This window comes from Arachidicoccus ginsenosidivorans (assembly GCF_007971385.1).
Taxonomy (GTDB): domain Bacteria; phylum Bacteroidota; class Bacteroidia; order Chitinophagales; family Chitinophagaceae; genus Arachidicoccus; species Arachidicoccus ginsenosidivorans.
On record NZ_CP042434.1, the window covers coordinates 806,320 to 823,317 of the forward strand.

The 16,998-nt window shown below is 44.0% G+C and carries 6 protein-coding genes; all 6 read right to left on the bottom strand.

Annotated elements, in window-relative coordinates; all coding sequences use genetic code 11:
• Positions 1-189 precede the first annotated feature (189 nt).
• Positions 190-4,080, bottom strand: a complete 3,891-nt coding sequence (locus FSB73_RS03135) for a malectin domain-containing carbohydrate-binding protein (RefSeq protein WP_158639391.1) — start codon at positions 4,078-4,080, stop codon at positions 190-192.
• 162 nt (positions 4,081-4,242) lie between these two features.
• The gene (locus tag FSB73_RS03140; RefSeq protein WP_146780081.1) at positions 4,243-7,269 is read right to left on the bottom strand and encodes a glycoside hydrolase family 95 protein; all 3,027 of its coding nucleotides are present in this window, start codon (positions 7,267-7,269) and stop codon (positions 4,243-4,245) included.
• Between the two features lie 32 nt (positions 7,270-7,301).
• Positions 7,302-8,750: an MGH1-like glycoside hydrolase domain-containing protein gene (locus FSB73_RS03145; protein ID WP_146780082.1), complete on the bottom strand. Its 1,449-nt coding sequence runs from the start codon at positions 8,748-8,750 to the stop codon at positions 7,302-7,304.
• A gap of 276 nt (positions 8,751-9,026) precedes the next feature.
• On the bottom strand, positions 9,027-12,128 hold the full coding sequence (locus tag FSB73_RS03150; protein ID WP_146780083.1) for an alpha-d-galacturonidase: 3,102 nt from the start codon (positions 12,126-12,128) through the stop codon (positions 9,027-9,029).
• Positions 12,129-12,185: 57 nt separating this feature from the next.
• Positions 12,186-14,765 (bottom strand): Ig-like domain-containing protein, encoded by a 2,580-nt coding sequence (locus FSB73_RS03155; protein WP_225974438.1) that lies wholly within the window; start codon positions 14,763-14,765, stop codon positions 12,186-12,188.
• Between the two features lie 237 nt (positions 14,766-15,002).
• Positions 15,003-16,970 carry a RagB/SusD family nutrient uptake outer membrane protein gene (locus tag FSB73_RS03160; RefSeq protein WP_146780084.1) on the bottom strand — a complete coding sequence of 656 codons (1,968 nt, stop codon included), beginning with the start codon at positions 16,968-16,970 and terminating at the stop codon, positions 15,003-15,005.
• Positions 16,971-16,998 lie beyond the last annotated feature (28 nt).

Here is a 16,998-nt window from a genome sequence, read left to right on the forward strand (position 1 = left end):
ATTATCATAAAACAGGAAAAATGTGTCTATTTGCTTTTATTGGTCATGAAACAACTAAATACAAACCTTGGAGACCTCATTTTAGTCTCTTAGCAATCAGCCAATTAACTAAAAAAGCCTCAAAGACACAATAAGCCAATCAAGATTTTGAAAAACAGGCAAAATTCAACTAGCAGCATATGCAGTGCATTAGCGCATCTTCAAGGAATAAATAAAAAGCGCTTGTTTAATTGGCCGTTGCCAACTGATTCTAAGTGTGTAACGGCCCGCATTAATCATTGTCGGGGTTAGCAGATAACTGCTATTCCATTTATTTTCCCTGGTATGGGTGAGCCATATATTTGCGGAGGCCATGACCTTTCCGTCAGCGGCTAAAAGCGTTAATTTAGCAGGCAGACTATCCAGTCCTTCATAGGCATATTTCAACTGAAAGGAATGAAAATCAGCGACTCCAGTTAGGATATCCCAGCTACAAAAGGCTCTTTTCATCTCAGCGGGCTTTGTTTGCTGCACTTTGTAAACCAGACAATCCTTATCCGCCCTTTTTGTTTTTTGAGTGCCGGTATTATAACGAGTTGCATTTATGCCAAAGGTCAGATCCGGCTTCTGGTCATAGGGCGGTTGCATCAGACTGACTGGCTTAAAAGCCATCAGACAGCTATTCCACCAAGCAGTTTGTTGTATCTTTTGCATTGCTTTTAGCTCCTTTTTTAAAACAAGCAGGCTATCCAGCTTTTCAGCAATCCCCACCTTCTTAATAAGGAAGATTTTAGAGTCGGTGTCTATATATCCCGCTGCCTTTAATTGTCTAAGAAGCACCGTATCCTGCCAGGGCGTTGCTATATAGAGCTGTAGCGGCTCTTTGGCTTCCCAATAAATAGGCGTATGATTATCACTAGGACTGTCTAAGAGATGCGCCTTCTTAACTGAAGGCTGTTTGCCAGTCGTTTTATGCCCTAACCACTCTGCACCAAATAAAGCCGGCGGTAAATGATTAAAATGCACCTTCACTGCGCTATTTTTTCCCCCAGACTTTTTTAGGTACACTGTCGTGGAATCGCCAAGTGACAGCCAATCCTTCACCTGAAAATGGCTATTGTCACCATGATTTTGCGTCGGCGCAAAAATAGCAGATGGCTGGCTGCCAGGTGCTGTTTTTAGGTCGATAGCGTCATTTTCTGATGTCTTTATTTTTTGGGCGATGGCAATCCCTGAAACAACGGCCTGCCCGCTATACGTCTCGGGAAAATTAATGACAATCTGACCATTTTGCACTTGGACATGGAGCTCCTTTCTTAGCGCGTTAAGACTGCCAGCTTCCTTAAAAATATCTAAATGATGCAACATTATTTTCCCATTGATGGCAACATCAAAATCTCTCCATCCGCTGCAGTTTTCGTGAGATCCGATGCCCCACCAGGGTTCTACAAAAAACAACTGCACCAGATAATCTCCATTTTCTACCGGAAAAATAAATTTTAGCTGATCTCTTCCATAACGAAAGGTCTGAAAAAGTGCTTCATCAAAGTTACCCTTTACAGGATCTGTAATATAACGCTGACTGGCAAAATAAGCAGGGAGCCCTTTATAGGCCGCCGTCCAGGACAAGGATCCATACTCATTTGCTGTTTGGCCGGGTGTCAGATTTCTGTCAGCCGACCATAGGTTGCCATAGTGATCCTTATAAGAAGGTCCACCAGCGTTATAACGATACAAATAATGATAACCAGCCTTAGGATACAACACGTCCTGATGGGTGTTCATATCCTCATGATCGCTTATTCTATTATCACTAGCTGTATTCAAATCAAGATTCTGATGCTGATTCTGCTCCGGCGTTTGATTTTGATCCAACGCCCCTGAGGCCTTTTTGCGGTTCTCCTGCAGCTGTGGCGCCACCGGTAAATTGCGTAACCTTATCCTATCAGATACCACTGCCCGACCATTATAGTATCCCACCGCATATAGTACGTTATAATGCAGTTGCACCTGGGACCAGGTAAAATGAGTACCTATACCCCTTCTACTTCTACTTCCAAGTGAGCGTTGATGGATGCCGTTATATAGGACCACCGAGTCACAGTTGGAATAAATAATGATATCTTTTTTTTCCGTAGGGTTTTTCCACCGCCCCACCCATTCATGGTCCGCAATATGCACCATGGGGGCGGTGTCTGCACTGGTAAAGTTAGACTGATATAAGTAATAGGCTTCTGTAGGTTCTTCCCAACTGGTAAGAACCCCTTTATAGTTGACCGGCCCAATCCTATCCAGATCTCTATAGCCTTCAGCTGCCTGTTCTCTTCCTGGGTTATCATGAGAATTAAATAACCACAAAAACTGCCCGGCCACGCTGTCACGTACCTTATTTGCCAACCAAATTTTCTTTTCAAGTAAAGCACACCAGCTATCTATACTATAAGGCCCCTTCGCATCAAATCCGCCTTCACTATGCAAGTCCATGGTACGCCAACCGCCGTACTCCCCGACCAGCACTTCTTTTTTCAGGTCCTTATCATAGGTGTTTGGATCTCCGCCATAGGTACCACTCCAGTTTTGAGGTACATCCCAATCTGTCCCCTGACCACCATTGCAGGTGGTAATAAGTCTTTGACTGGAGGCTGTGGGATCAAGTGATCTGATCAGCGCCACGCATTGTCTGGCAAAATCCGCCGGCAGCCGGCTTTCATTTTGCAATCCCCACATAATATTGGCCGGGCTGTTTCTTCGTTCCAGCACCCAATCCTTTAACAATCTTAAAAAGTTTTGTCTGAAGGCGGGTGTATCAAACCATATGTGTGCAGAAAACTGCGGCCACCACAGCACACCTAGCTGATCCCAATAATATTCATAACGTAAATTATGCGGCTGATGCGCATCTCTAAAGCCGTTGAACCCCATACTTCGGATCATCGCCACCCTGGTGGCGATTTCCTGGGCAGTAAAGGCGTGACTTTTCCCAAGCGCATGCTCATAACCGGCTATACCATTAATAAAGACCGGTTTTCCGTTGAGTAAAAACTGTTTGGGGACTGGATTATGAAGATCAGGCCATTTTATCCACCGGATACCATAGGGCGTGGTTAACTCATCCAGCACATCACCAGAATGCTTATCTAAGACCGTGGTTTTAAGCTGGTATAAGTAGGGGGACTGAAGCGACCATAAGTGTACATTTCCAGTTAGTTGAAGCTGACAATGCAGCTGTTTATCATTTGACCCAATAGTGGTTGATTGACTAAATCTCGCAACTTCAGAACCTGCTTTATCGATCAACTGTTGCCGGATGGTTACTTGTTTGCCCGGTTGAGCATAACTTTTTAATGTTGTTTCTACCTGTAAGATGGCCTCGTTTTCGTTAACAGTAGTATCATTATAGATATGCACGCCAAAGGGGATAATACGGACTTTTCCAGTCTGAATTAAATGCACGGGTCTAAAAATACCCATGGGTTGACTGCCTTCTGAAAAGCCTACTTCATCCGAGTACCCGCCGCATACCCAGGGCAAATCCCTGATGTTTGCCGGATGCGCCACCTTTACAGCCAGCAAATTATCCCGTCCATTTTTATTTAAATAAGCCGAGACCTCTAAGGTAAAGCTCGTTCGGCCGCCGCTGTGCCTACCCACTAAATGACCATTCAGATAAACGGTGGCATAAGAACTCACCCCTTCAAAAAAAAGGAAACTTGTTTTACCGGTCTGACATTTGGCGTCAAAAGTTTTTCTGTACCAACAGTCTCCATGTCTGTTGCCGTGTTTTTTGCGGATATATCCACCATAATCATCCCAGTTATGTGGCAGATTTACTGCCTTCCAGCCACTGGTCGCAGAAGCCTTATAGGTTAAATTTTGAAAATCCTGAAAAGCACTGCTGCCAGTAGTATCTGCCGCCGTTAGCCAATCGCTATCCAGCAATTGATCCGTTCTGTAATCCGAGCTCCAGGGCAACGCTGCCTGACCAGATTGATAAAAACAAAGCAGCAGCAGTAGACAAAGTGCATAATACCGCCAGTAAGCCAGCTTAAGACTAAGATTAAATCTAAGCTTACAATGACTTCTACGATATGATTCCTTCACTTGGTTTACACTGCTCGTCCGCATCCTGGCACTTGTCTTAAGTTTTATAAATCAATTTACCATCCCTTTATATCTCTAGGTTTCTCTTCTGCTTTAGCGCGCTCTTAGTATAAAATACTGTATATACTAAGGCCATAGTAATTGCGATTAATGCACACTATCTTACTTTGTGTTGTCCTTAAAATCATCTGCTGGTTGAATAGGCTGAAGCGCTCCATCCAATGTATACCATTTACCCGCACTGACCTGTATTTGTCTTTGTAGCTTTCCGTATCTGAGCTCGCAGCTACCATTAATCACACCACTGATTTGCACTTTTTGTAATTGATGATGCTGCCAGAACAACCTAAGTTCATAGCCACCTCTGGCCTTAATTCCTTTTACCCAGCCTTCAGCCAGACTATCTGGCAAAGCGGGCAGTAAATCTATATAACCATTTTGGCTTTGAACCAGCATTTCTGCCAGGCCTGCCGCACCCCCAAAATTGCCATCTATCTGAAATGGCGGATGGGCATCCATCAGGTTGTGATACACACCACCGCGCTCTCTGCCAGCGGCACCTTCCGCAGGTCTGAGTAATTCCTTAAGTAGCTTCAAAGCGTGATTACCGTCTTTGAATCGAGCCCAGAGATTGAGTTTCCAGGCAACAGACCATCCTGTTCCACCGTCACCTCTGTAGATTAGTGACTGCCTGGCCGCCCGCATCATAGCAGAATCCTTATCCCAGCTTATATCATTGCCTGGGTAGACACCCCACAAATGGGAAACATGCCGATGCGTATCCGACGTATCATCTATATCCTGCATCCACTCCTGCAACTGTCCGTACTGGCCAATCTGGTTAGGGGCGATCTTTTTATATTCTTCCTTAAGCTCACTATTGAAAGCGCTATCGCCCCCTAAGACTTTTGCGGCATGGATACAGTTGCTGAACAGATCGCAGATTAGCTGATGATCCATGGTCGGTCCTGCTACGAGTCCGCCGTGTTCGGGTGAGTTAGAAGGCGCTGAGACCAGATAACCCGTCTTTGGATCTTTTACCAGAATATGTTGGTAGAAGGCTGCAGCGCGCTTCATAATCGGATAGGCAGTATCGCGCAGAAATACACTATCTCTGGTAAATAGATAATGTTCATATAAATGATGACAGAGCCAGGCTGCCCCGCCGAGCCATATACCGTGTTTCGCTGCATCAATGGGCGCTGTGGCGCCCCAGATGTCTGTATTATGGTGCAGCACCCAGCCTGGAGCCCCATACTGCTCTTTTGCCGTAAGGCTGCCAGTTTTTGCAATCACCTCTATTAGTTTAAATAGCGGGGTCGTGCATGCAGAAAGATTGAGCTTTTCTGCTGGCCAGTAATTCATTTCCAGGTTAATATTAGTGGTATATTTACTACCCCAGGGTGGTGTCAGTAAGTCATTCCAGATGCCTTGCAAATTAGCTGCCCGGCCTCCTGGTGGCGTTGCACTGATCATCAGGTAGCGGGCGTATTGTGTATAAAGCGTGATAAGTCCCGGATCAGACTTTACACTAAAGGCCTTTATTCTTTGATCCGTTGGCAAAGAAGCTGCCTGATCCGTGCCGGAGCTTGCGTTGTTATTTGAGTTTTCAGGACCCAGGTGCAGGTCAAAGGAGTCAAATAACTGATGATAAGCCGCTTCATGACGTTTGTACAGGAGGTCGTAATCTCCCCATTCACTATGACTACTAGGATTACCAGGATTACGACTATCATTGCCAATCAAAGCAATCTTTGCTAGATAGGCCTTGCAAAGACTATCTGGCTTACCGGTAACGTCCTTTGCATTTACAAAATTAGTGGCGGCTACCGTATACAGCACCACGCTGTCTGCATGGCTTACTTCCAGGGTGCTGTCTGTAACCAGTACACTGGCTCTGGTGCCGTTTGCATTAATACGAAGGGCGCTATACCCTCTAAGTGCGCCGTCCTTCACCTGTAACTTCATTCCAATGGTCTGGGAATCAATTTTAAAATACTGATGCGCCTTATGCAGGGTAGCGAAGCGGGCCTGAAAACTGATTTTTCCCGGCTGACTTGCTTTTAATTTAAAAACCATGACCGGATCCGCCGCACTCGCAAAGTAGGTACGGTTGTATTTAATAGCCCCTTTTTGATAACTTACCTGAACAGTTGCTTCCCGCAAATCTAAGGATCTGCGGTAATGACTTATTGGATTTTTTGGATCCGCCTCACTTAAATTTTTGATATAAATATCACCAAAAGGCTGATAGCTGGCCTCATATTGGGGATAAGCCGGTGGTGCGTCATTCTGTACCCAGTATTTCCAGGTTCTGGATAGCGGTCTTCCTTCTTTAGGCGTCGCATTTGTGGGATAAACGACGAAAATCGGCCGGTCATTTTTTACGCCCGTAAACCCGCCTTTATCAAAAAAATTAATCACCTGAATGGCCAACACATTTTGACCGACATGCAGGTTCTGTGCTTTTAGTAAATAATGTCTTTTGGTAGAAATACCGGCACCCATGCCAACATAATGTCCATTGACATAGCAATAATCCTGATCCCTGATCCTACCAAGATCGACATATAAATCCTGTCCTGTCCATTCAGCAGGTACCTCAAAATCAACCCTGAACCAAAGAGCCCCGTCTAAGCCTTGATGGCCTCCGGATTCCCAACCGTTAATCAGCGGAAGCTGCATTGTCTGCCACCGGCTGTCATCAAATTTTTCGCTGGCAGCCGTCGTATCCTGGCGCACTTTTTTGAGCCAGTCCGACTTGAGCTTTAAATAAGCCTTAGGGTCATGATCTTTAATACCCATAAAATGCGCTTCTGCCAGCGCCTCAGCTTCTGATTGTTTACCGGCAAATATCAGCTGCCGGATCTGGTCTAAATACTTATAGGCACCTGGGTGCGCATAATTTCTGGGACGCCCTGTCCATAAGCTTGATTCATTAAATTGTATATGATCGGTATCCACACCACCAAATACCATGGCGCCAAGATGGCCATTACCAATGGGCAGCGCATCTGTCCAGTGTTGATCCTGGGCGCTTTGATTATACCAAAGTACGAGTTCATCAGGCTTTACGGCTTGCTGCTGGTCATTGCCTGTATCAATGTGACAACTTAAAAGCAATACGGCGCAAGAAAGTACCATTAATTGGCGAACTGTTTTACTTAGGGAAAATAAAGAGCTGGACATGATCATTTAATTTTAAAGCGAATGAGGTTTTCTTATAAGGAAATCTGCAGGGTTTTTAATTTTGCCACCTGTTTAACTTTCAGGCCATCCACAAACACGATAAAACCTTTTCCATGACCATAATGCTTCCCTGTTTTATCCCACACAATAGTCAGCATATGATTATGATAGCGTACTTTATCCAGACAGAACCAATCCCACTGCTTTTCAGGAATTAATGGGGCAATGGTCAGCTTATCGCCAAGGGCGGGTTTAATCCCCACTAAATCACTTATAATCAAGTCTGCAAATCCTGAGTGATTATAATATCTGCTGCGTGGATTATTGCGTAGCCAGAACCCTGTTTTTTCATCCTGATACTCACCAATAAAAGGTTGTCCGTTTTTTTGCTGTGCCCAGGCATATTTATGCAACGCATCATAATAAACCTGCCGGCTCATCTCATTATGGTGCTTATAATTATTCAATAAATTAGCCAGGCCCTTTAAAGTCTGCGTGGTCGCATAGGGCCATACCGCACCGTCCCATTCACAGCCATGACCGCTTCCATGGGTTCTAAAAAGCGGATGCCTTCTTTCAGCTGTTGTTATGCCCCAGGGTGCACTAAACCCAGTTGTATCCATTAGCTGATCCCACGCCTTGGCATACACTTTACGATCAGGGGGCAAGTTAAAATACCAGGGTATAAATCCAATCTCTTCCCGGGCATCTGCAAACTTGCCGTTTGGATGTCTGACTTCAAAAAAAACGGCTTTGGCATCCCAGAGACTATCCAGTACCAACTGCCTGAGCTCAGTTGCCTCATGCTGATAAGCAGTTGCTGCCGCTGTCCTTCCCAGTATCTGACTTATTTTAGAAAGCGCTACTGCATTGCCATACATATAGCTATTGAGCGTGGGGCGTCTGTTTTTTACGGTTCTGGAACCACTGATAGATTCTTCCATGGCATCCCTTACGTCATATTGCCAATAAAGCTTACTGGGCAACTGCCTTTCTACCCCCCACTTTTTATAATCCTTTTCCAGTGCAGGCAACATTTTTTCCAGATAGTTTTTATCTCGCCCCACCAGATAAAGGCCATACACAGCGTCATCAATCCATGTACTGAATTTATGAAATACCGGCTTTTTCTGCGCTGGATCTCCAAACATCCAATAGGCCGCATACTGCTGAATATAGGTTGGATTATGGAGCCACCGGCCTTCATAGATTTGATGGCCGAGCGCGGAGCTAATCCCGTTAAACGCACCCGCAAACTTTACAGGGGTTATAAACTCCGTAAAAATAAAACCATAGGGTGTTTTGACCAGGTGCTTTCTAAAGCTCCACCACCTGAAATAATAGATTTTCTGCAGTGTGGTATCCGGACAGGAAAAAAGAGGGATATTGGCACTTAGCCACTGATAGGCATCTTTATTTTCCACATAATTAACAACGTCGCCGCTGTCCTGGTGATTAAAGGCTGCAACATCCTCCTGCATAATGGCAGGATTAAGTATGAAGGGCTTCTGTATTGGATCCTGCCGGTGATAGTGTTGTTCAGTTTGTAAATAGGATTGGGATTGGGAATGGACTTGTGCCCGACCAGCCCCCGGTTGAACAAAAAATAGCCCCGCCAATAATGCCCAGAATCTATACTTTTTTTAATTTTTACTGTATGTTGTTGATTCATCTTAATAGGTAAGTCTTCAAAACGCTTCATTAATTAATAAAATTTTCATTTTCCCAGATTACAATTGCGAGTGCCTTAGTTGACTTTATCTGAAAAGCCAGTCCAGATCCGGATGTCCGCCAGCTGCACCCAGGCGCGCATCAAAAGCAGGCAAATGCTCCCCCGTTGAATTAGCCTCCACAAATCCCAATAGCAGGCAAATACCTTTGCCCAGCTGCAAATCATGCACACCTTTGTCAAAAGTATAACTATGCACATTTATGGCCGGATAACCAGGTAATATCCCGGCATTTGCAATTTTTGTGGCTGCCTGACCATAATCATTGGCGCTGGCATCTGTTTCTAATTCCGGTTCTTTTAGATAGGCTTTATTTTTCTGGGTAAAAAAACCTACAAATAAAGTAACCGGCTTGTCGGTTTTAAAATACAGCCGTGTACCGGCCTCTATTTGCCTGGTGCGGTCTACTTTCAATCCGCTGAGCTTTCTTAGCGGCATGGCCATACTGTCAATGGCCACTGTTGTATCACTAAAGGGTTGTCCACCATGCCTGGTTTGATAAATACCCGTTTGATTTTGATTATCCAGTTTTATATAATAGGCACCTAATTCAGCCATTGATAGACCCGCCGTATCCTTTGGTACTAAAAACTGAACACGCGTAGCTTTTAGCGCACCCCAGGTGGAGGTTGTTATGGAATTATCTTTTCCATGTGCCTTTAATGCTGCAATATTCTTTTTAAAATGATCGAGTTCTTGCTGGTAGACGGGCAATAAATCGGCCCAGGTTTTATACTGGCCGTTTTTACCCGTCATCGGAATCTTTCTGGCACCTGTCTGTAGACTATTGGCATACAGGTAAGCAGGGCCAGCTACCGCCGCTAAATGCTGAAAAGCCTGAACACTCTGCTCCATCAAAGGCACTGCCGCTTCCAGGTCCTGGAGATGATGACTGTAACCATATCGCAATATATCCAGCGCCGCCATTACTTTTTTGCTGTAAAAACTGGCCAGGTATTGATAGCTCAGCATATCTGTCTTTAGCCTTTTAAATTCAGCAGTATTTTTGGTCACCCCACCTTGCGCCGCCTGAATAGCCTTTACCGCTTTCGCTGCATCCGCAACCACTTCCCGGGCAATTTGTACAGGTGTCTCACCTATGTGTTTTTGGTGAAGCCACTCTTTGCTGGCATATTCGGTAATCATTTCTCCCTCAGGAGATTCTGAGTTATATAGTAAAGTAAATAAGCCATATCGCTCTGGATCAATCAACTGGCTCATAAGCATCCCCAGACTTAAAGTCTGACGATTGCCATCCGTGATTCCATAGCGTCTGAGTAACTTGGGGGCAATAAGACCGGAGGCTTCATAGGCCGTTAGTATATTTTGCCCCGTCTTAAGATCGCTTCCATATTTACCAGCGATTCTTTTTGACCAGTACTGTCTTTCTTTTTCTCTGTCACGCTCCGCATTCCAGGCGTAACGGGCCCACTCGCTGTACCATAACCAGTCCCTGTCCATCTGTAACAATCTGGGATCTGTATTGTCGGCGCTATATGGCCAGTCCCAATAAGAGGCCTGTGGATAGAGATGCAGACCATTGGAACCATATATTTTATGCATCGCCTGGACACATTTTTGAATAAAATCGTCCGCTCCATACCTAAAAGGCTCCAGATTAGCTAAAATATGTACATTCTCCACTTGTACCGGCGAGGTCTCACTTAATTTTTTATGTAAGGCAGCCCAGGGGCCGCGGGGGCGGTAAGTCGTCAAGGCCTCACCATTATATTTGGCCATGGTATACAAATTATGGTATAAAGGCTTAGCTGCCGCAATCACCGCTGGTGCGTCGGCGTCATGTGCTCTTAATATAATGGGCGGCTCCTTTGTTTGGCCAAGTGCTTTTAATCCGTCTTTAACGCCTGGAATAATCGTTTTGGTAAACCAGTTGGTATCATCCGGACCGACACCTTCCATGGCTTCGCCCAAGGTAACTAGCAGACCAACATTGGGATATTGTTTAACAAAGGCAGCAATGGATTTTCGGGTATAATCGGCAATTAATGGCGTAATGGGTCTGTTTCTATCCTGGGTTTTAATATGATGTTTTTCAGCAAAAGGCTTGGAGACAATGATGTTATAAAATGCCTGGATTACCCATATGCCCCTTTTATTGGCCTCGGTGGTCAAAAAATGAAACATCTGTTGATTGGCCGTAAAAGTGGCACTATCTACTTCCACGGCATCTGGATAATCTTTTAGCCTTACCAGAGAAGCAAAAGGATGTCCGGACCACAAATAAAGCGTATTCATGCGGTTTTCCACCAGCATATCCAAATATTTAATCCACAGTTCCTTATTATAAAACCAAGGAAAATTCTCCTTGGTATAAGGATATTCATAAGTGCCGCGTCCGGGAAGTAAATAAGGTTTTTGTAAACCAATGCAGGCGCCGCGAAGGGTCATCTGTGGTTGATCGCTGACATTTATATTGTTAAGCAGAGAATCAATAGCGACATACAAATGGCGGCTATCACTTCCCTTCTTTGTTGATATATCTGATACTAAAGCCGTTAACTGGTCGGCTAATTGCAAGCATCCATATAAGGCCCCCGACTTATCAGCCCCCGCAACGAGGGTCATACCTTCTCTGTCCCCTTGAATTACAAAACCTTCTTTTGCCGTATCCGGCTCAAATCTGCCCTTTTGTTGCAATAATAACCGGTTAAATACCGGGTCATCATTTACACCAATATAAATGCAGTGTCTCGTTTTAAAGGCTTTGTTATCTATAATTTCATTTAGGGGCAGCATAGAGGTCTGGAATCCCGCCTTTTTTAAAGTGGCTGACAACCTTGTTGCACCAAAAGCAACTCTTCCTGTTTTTTCCTTTTGATAGGCAATCAGCATCTTTTGCCCACTATTTTGCCTGCTATTTTGCCCGCTAACTTGTCTGCTAATTTGTCCAAATAGTTGTGCCTGCTGACCTGCCATTAATAAAAGCAACAGTAGGCACAATAACCAATGGGGGCTATACCCTCTATGCTTGTGACTATTATACTTACGGTGTCGGTCGCCTCCTATGCCATGGTTTACAGCCATACAACTCAAACAACTACCCAAACAATTCCTGGTGCTACTTCTGTTATCTTTTAAGGTTAGGTTCCACATAATTAATGATACCACTTTGGTGGTTTTATTGGAATATTAAATATCGCGTTATTCAATATTCTAGTTTTGCCTTTAATAAGGTTTTACGCCAAAAGCCAGATTTACTTTTCTTGTCATACTGGCGCCTTGGTTGTCTGTCACGGTAAAGCTAAAACTACCTAAGCTTACCTGTGTATTATGAGCACCCTGCATTTGATTTTCAAAAACGAAACTCAATTGACCAGTTTTATCAAGGGTTACCTTCCCGCCTTGAACGTCCGACACTTTAAATACAGGACCATCCACAAAGCCGCGGGACAAAGCCTTTAAATCGATACGCACAGGCTGATTTTCTGTAGTAAAATAATGCGGCTTAGCCATCCAGTCCAGGTAATCATCCAGGTTGGTATAACCATCTTTATCCGTATCTGCATTGCTGTCCGACATATCTGCTTTGGCACCTTTAGGATTTAAGCCGTGGCTTTTTTCCCACCAATCCGGTAGTCCGTCCTCATCACTATCCCAGTTATCTGGCCGCAAAACAGTTGGATAAGATTCATAACCGCCTGCATCTGCCACTTTATCAGGAAACCCTTTTTTATGCGTCACGCTTCCCACGACAGTAGTTATACCTGCCAGGGTTTCCCGGATAATTCTTTGATCATGCTGGTCTAGTTCAGGGCTATTGCATCCAACATCTGACAAGACAATTTTATAGGCCTCATCTGCAGACTGTGTGGTCACATAGGACGGGAAAAAGGGGTGATCTACGTAAGTCCGGTAACTGCTGGTATCGCCATTACTATGACTCACTTTTCTGCCAGCCGTCTGGGTTGTGGTATCAAAATGGCCAGGCATTACATTACCTATAAAATAACACTGCTGTGTTCCTCTGCCAACGCCTTCGTGTTGGGCATTGAATGCATAGAACCAATCTGTACCAGGTCCAGGTTTATAATAATTATTGACAAAATTCACCTCATGCGCTCCCCCATCGGTGGCCCGATGGCCCCAATTATAAACAACATTATTGGTAATATCCATTCTTCCACCATAATGACCATCTACCAGTCCACCACCCAGACTCCAGTTTCTGCCATAGTTATCTGCCAACAGATTATGATGGAAGCTGCCAATATCGCCTCCTATGGTGGCGGCAAATCCATGCTCTTTACCTTTAGGATAATTTTTATGTCCCGCAGCATTTAAGGCCTCAGATATTAAGGTCCTTTGTAAGGTAATATTATGTCCTCCTCTGGAACTAAAAGCCTCGTCTTTGGTCCAGCTAATAGAACAATGATCAACAATGCTGTTATTGGCGCCAGTAAGTCCCATACCATCATAGGTAGGTCCGTCACCGACTCTTACTCTAATAAAGCGGGCAATACAATCATTACCAGTAATGCCAAAAGGAGCCGACCGAATGCAAATGCCTTTGCCAGGTGCTGTTTGACCGGCAACCGTGACATTTGGCTGACTTAGTACAAGTCTTGATTTTAATTCAATCAGACCACCCACCTTAAATTCAATAATGCGGGGACCGATATCACGAGTAACCGCTTCGCGCAAACTACCAGGGCCATCATCACTCAGACTCGTGACATAAACGACTTTACCGCCGCGACCTCCTCTGGCAAACCGACCATAACCTTCTGCGCCGTCAAAAGCCAGATGGCGGCCTCTTAGTTCCCAGACCTTGCCTTTATAAATATGATCTGCCATTACTTCATCCACACGCCAATAATATTTATTCAACGTATTTAAATCTTTCGCCGTAAAGCTAGTATCCTTGGCTTCCAATCTGCCTTTATAGGTATCAGCGTGCTTATCAGCCTGAGCCACAGCAGTAGAATCTGTTCCAAAATAAAGATCATGCGAGGTTGCGTGACCAGGCGCATTCCACTGTAAGGTATAGCTTCCATCAGGGCTGAGTGCGACATGCTCATCCCGATCAACCGGTATTGGACCATAGGCCTGATCAGCCGGGTCTATTCCATCCAGCTGAAAGCCGTTTATAAATATTTTATGGTAAGGACTATTCGCCTTAGGGGACGCGACAAATCGGATGACTATAGCTTTGCCAGCTGATGCCGTTAGGTTAAGTTTGGCAGCGGCGCAGTCATGGATATCCAGCGCCCTGACGGATGAATTAAAACCAGTTATCACTTTTTTGTTATCTACATAAATATCCATGGGGCAAGCTTCAGCGGGATCCAGAGCATCAATAATATTATGATAGGTGATTAATGTATGCTTACCTGCACTTAAACCGTCAATTTTAAGTGTAATTTCTTCTGGTGTTCTACTGATCGCTGCTTTTTCATTTAGCCTTTGATCTGTCTGCCCATCATCATTTACTGTCAGACCATCACAGGTAAACCGGGCTTTTGCCGGCCCTCTGACGGCTGATTTAAACCAAGTGGGTGTTAAAGTTCCATGGTTGCCCGCAGCAACAATAAAATGAAGTTTACCCACTTGCAATGTATCTTTTTCTCCACCATTCACCTCCCAGGGCGTGTACCCAAATGCATTTACTTCTGCTGGTTTTCGGCCATTCATATTAAAGTCTACCTTAACGGATGAGACTTGCGCATAAGAAGAACAGCTACTGTATACAGCGCCCATTACACAAAAAACAAATCCCCAACCTATTGACCTTGCCTTTAAACTCACTTTATCCAATTTTTATATGTTACAATAATATTTTAATCCACTTCCAATGCCTTCATTTGCTTTTAAGCCTAAATACAACTACTGACCATGTTGTTTTTTGCAGCGTAATTACGCACATCCAAAAACAAATATTTCTGGCAGATAACTAATGCAATCCGCCAGAAATAATCTGTCAATAACAAAACCAAAAACCAAAATAAAAATCAATAAACCAATTTTCAATACCTGATCTATGCTTTACTTCTGATAATCAAAAGTACCAGCTGCGCCTGAATAATCATTCCAGCCAATCGTTTGCTCCAACCAGCCATTTGTGCTTAAGACCGATGAGGGTAATCCTGACAAATAATAATTGGGACGAAAATCAATACTAACGGCCGCACCGTTGACCTGATCCCAGGCCTTGTCAAGTGGCGTCATCACAAAATGTTTCTCATAGACCGCCTTTAATTGATCTAATTGCGCTTTAAAGTCGCTTGCATCAGGATCAATCAGAATATTGCGATCTGCCGCCGTTAATGGGTCAGTATCCGTAAAATCTTTAGCCTGCCAGTAATATCCATCACGCTCAGTGCCATTAATGGGATTTAATCCAAGTTTCTGAACCGTATTACCACTTCTGTCTGTATTGTCATATAACATCCAGCGTTGTACGTCCCAGAAGCGCTTGCCTTCATAGGCGAGTTCTACCCTTCTTTCATATAAAACGGCTTCAATGGCCTGGTATTTAGTAGTTAGATTCCCCACACCATAATTATTATCTGCAGGGATCCCAACTCTGGCTCTGATCTTTCCAATATATTGTACGGCATGGTTGATATCTCCAGTCGCGGCATAGCATTCAGCAATATTTAAGAGCAGCTCCGCATACCTATATTCAATGATAGATGTATTGGAATAGTTGAAGCTGGTACTGTCCGCATCCGGATTTGAATTTTTGCGTACAATAGCCGGGCTATTGGTCTGGTTATTACCATAATAAGAAACTTTTCCATCTTCACTAGGCTTCCATCTGTAAAACCAGGTCGTTTTATTTTCGTTGCCTTTGATACCCCATTTTTCGCCGGAAAACTCAAAGGTTCTATAAAAACGAGGATCTCTGTTTTCAAAGAAAAAAGTATCTACGTAACCATTTGCCAGCGTCGGCCGCTTGCCACTAGCCAGCGGAAATAAATCTAGCATCTGTTTAGTAGCTGATAATCCACCTCCACCATCATAATCAGTAGGGCGCACCTGATTTTCCCAGCTATTATTAAATCCTGCCGAAGAGGTCGATGAATTACTAAATTGAAATACCATAATAGCTTCTTTATTAAATTTGGCATTGCCGGTAAAAGCCATCTCAGACCAGTCTTTTGCATTTGATCCATACAGGCCGTAACCTGCAGCACTCAACTTGGTTTCCGCATCAAGGCCTGCCTGTAAAGCAGCCTTCCATTTATCGGAACCCTGATTATCCCAATCTTTATTAAATAATGGACTAGCTGCTGTCAGCAGTACCCTGCTTTTCATGGCGATGGCCGCAGCTGCAGTCATTTTACCATAATTATCACTGGGTGCATCCCAGATCATCGGCAGTAAGGCAGCCGCCGAATCCAAATCCTTAACAATCTGCGCAAAACACTCGGAAGAAGTAGACCTGGGTGTTTGTATAGAGACGTCAGTTGTACTGTTATTTTCTACTGTCAGCACGATAGGCACACCACCATAGATACGCACCAAATCAAAATATTGCAAGGCTCTCAACATATAAGCCTGTCCACGGGCCTCATTTTTAAATTCAGTAGAAAGAGACGCGGACACGGGGTCATTCATTTTTTCCAGCAAATCATTACAAAACCGAATGCGCGTATAAGGATTATTACTGACACTGGAGGAAGTTTTGCCATAATAACCATCCGCATCCGAAGCATTGATTAAGGTCTTGGTCGGATTAATATAATTTGGAATGGTGCCGCCAATTTCCTCCGTCATATTGGAGCGGTCATTGTTATACAGGCCAATTACTGTTTGAAGCGGATTTTTATAACTGACAAAATAATAATTATATAATCTGGCGATATACCACTCGGTTAATTCTTCATTGGAAAAAATCTGGTCTTCTCCATATTGATTATAAGGCTGCATATCTTCCAGAAATTGTTTGCTGCAACCTGAGGAGGCGATCAGCACCACTACTGCAAGGATATAGAATAATTTTTTCATAATATATGATCTACAATTAGTAATTTAA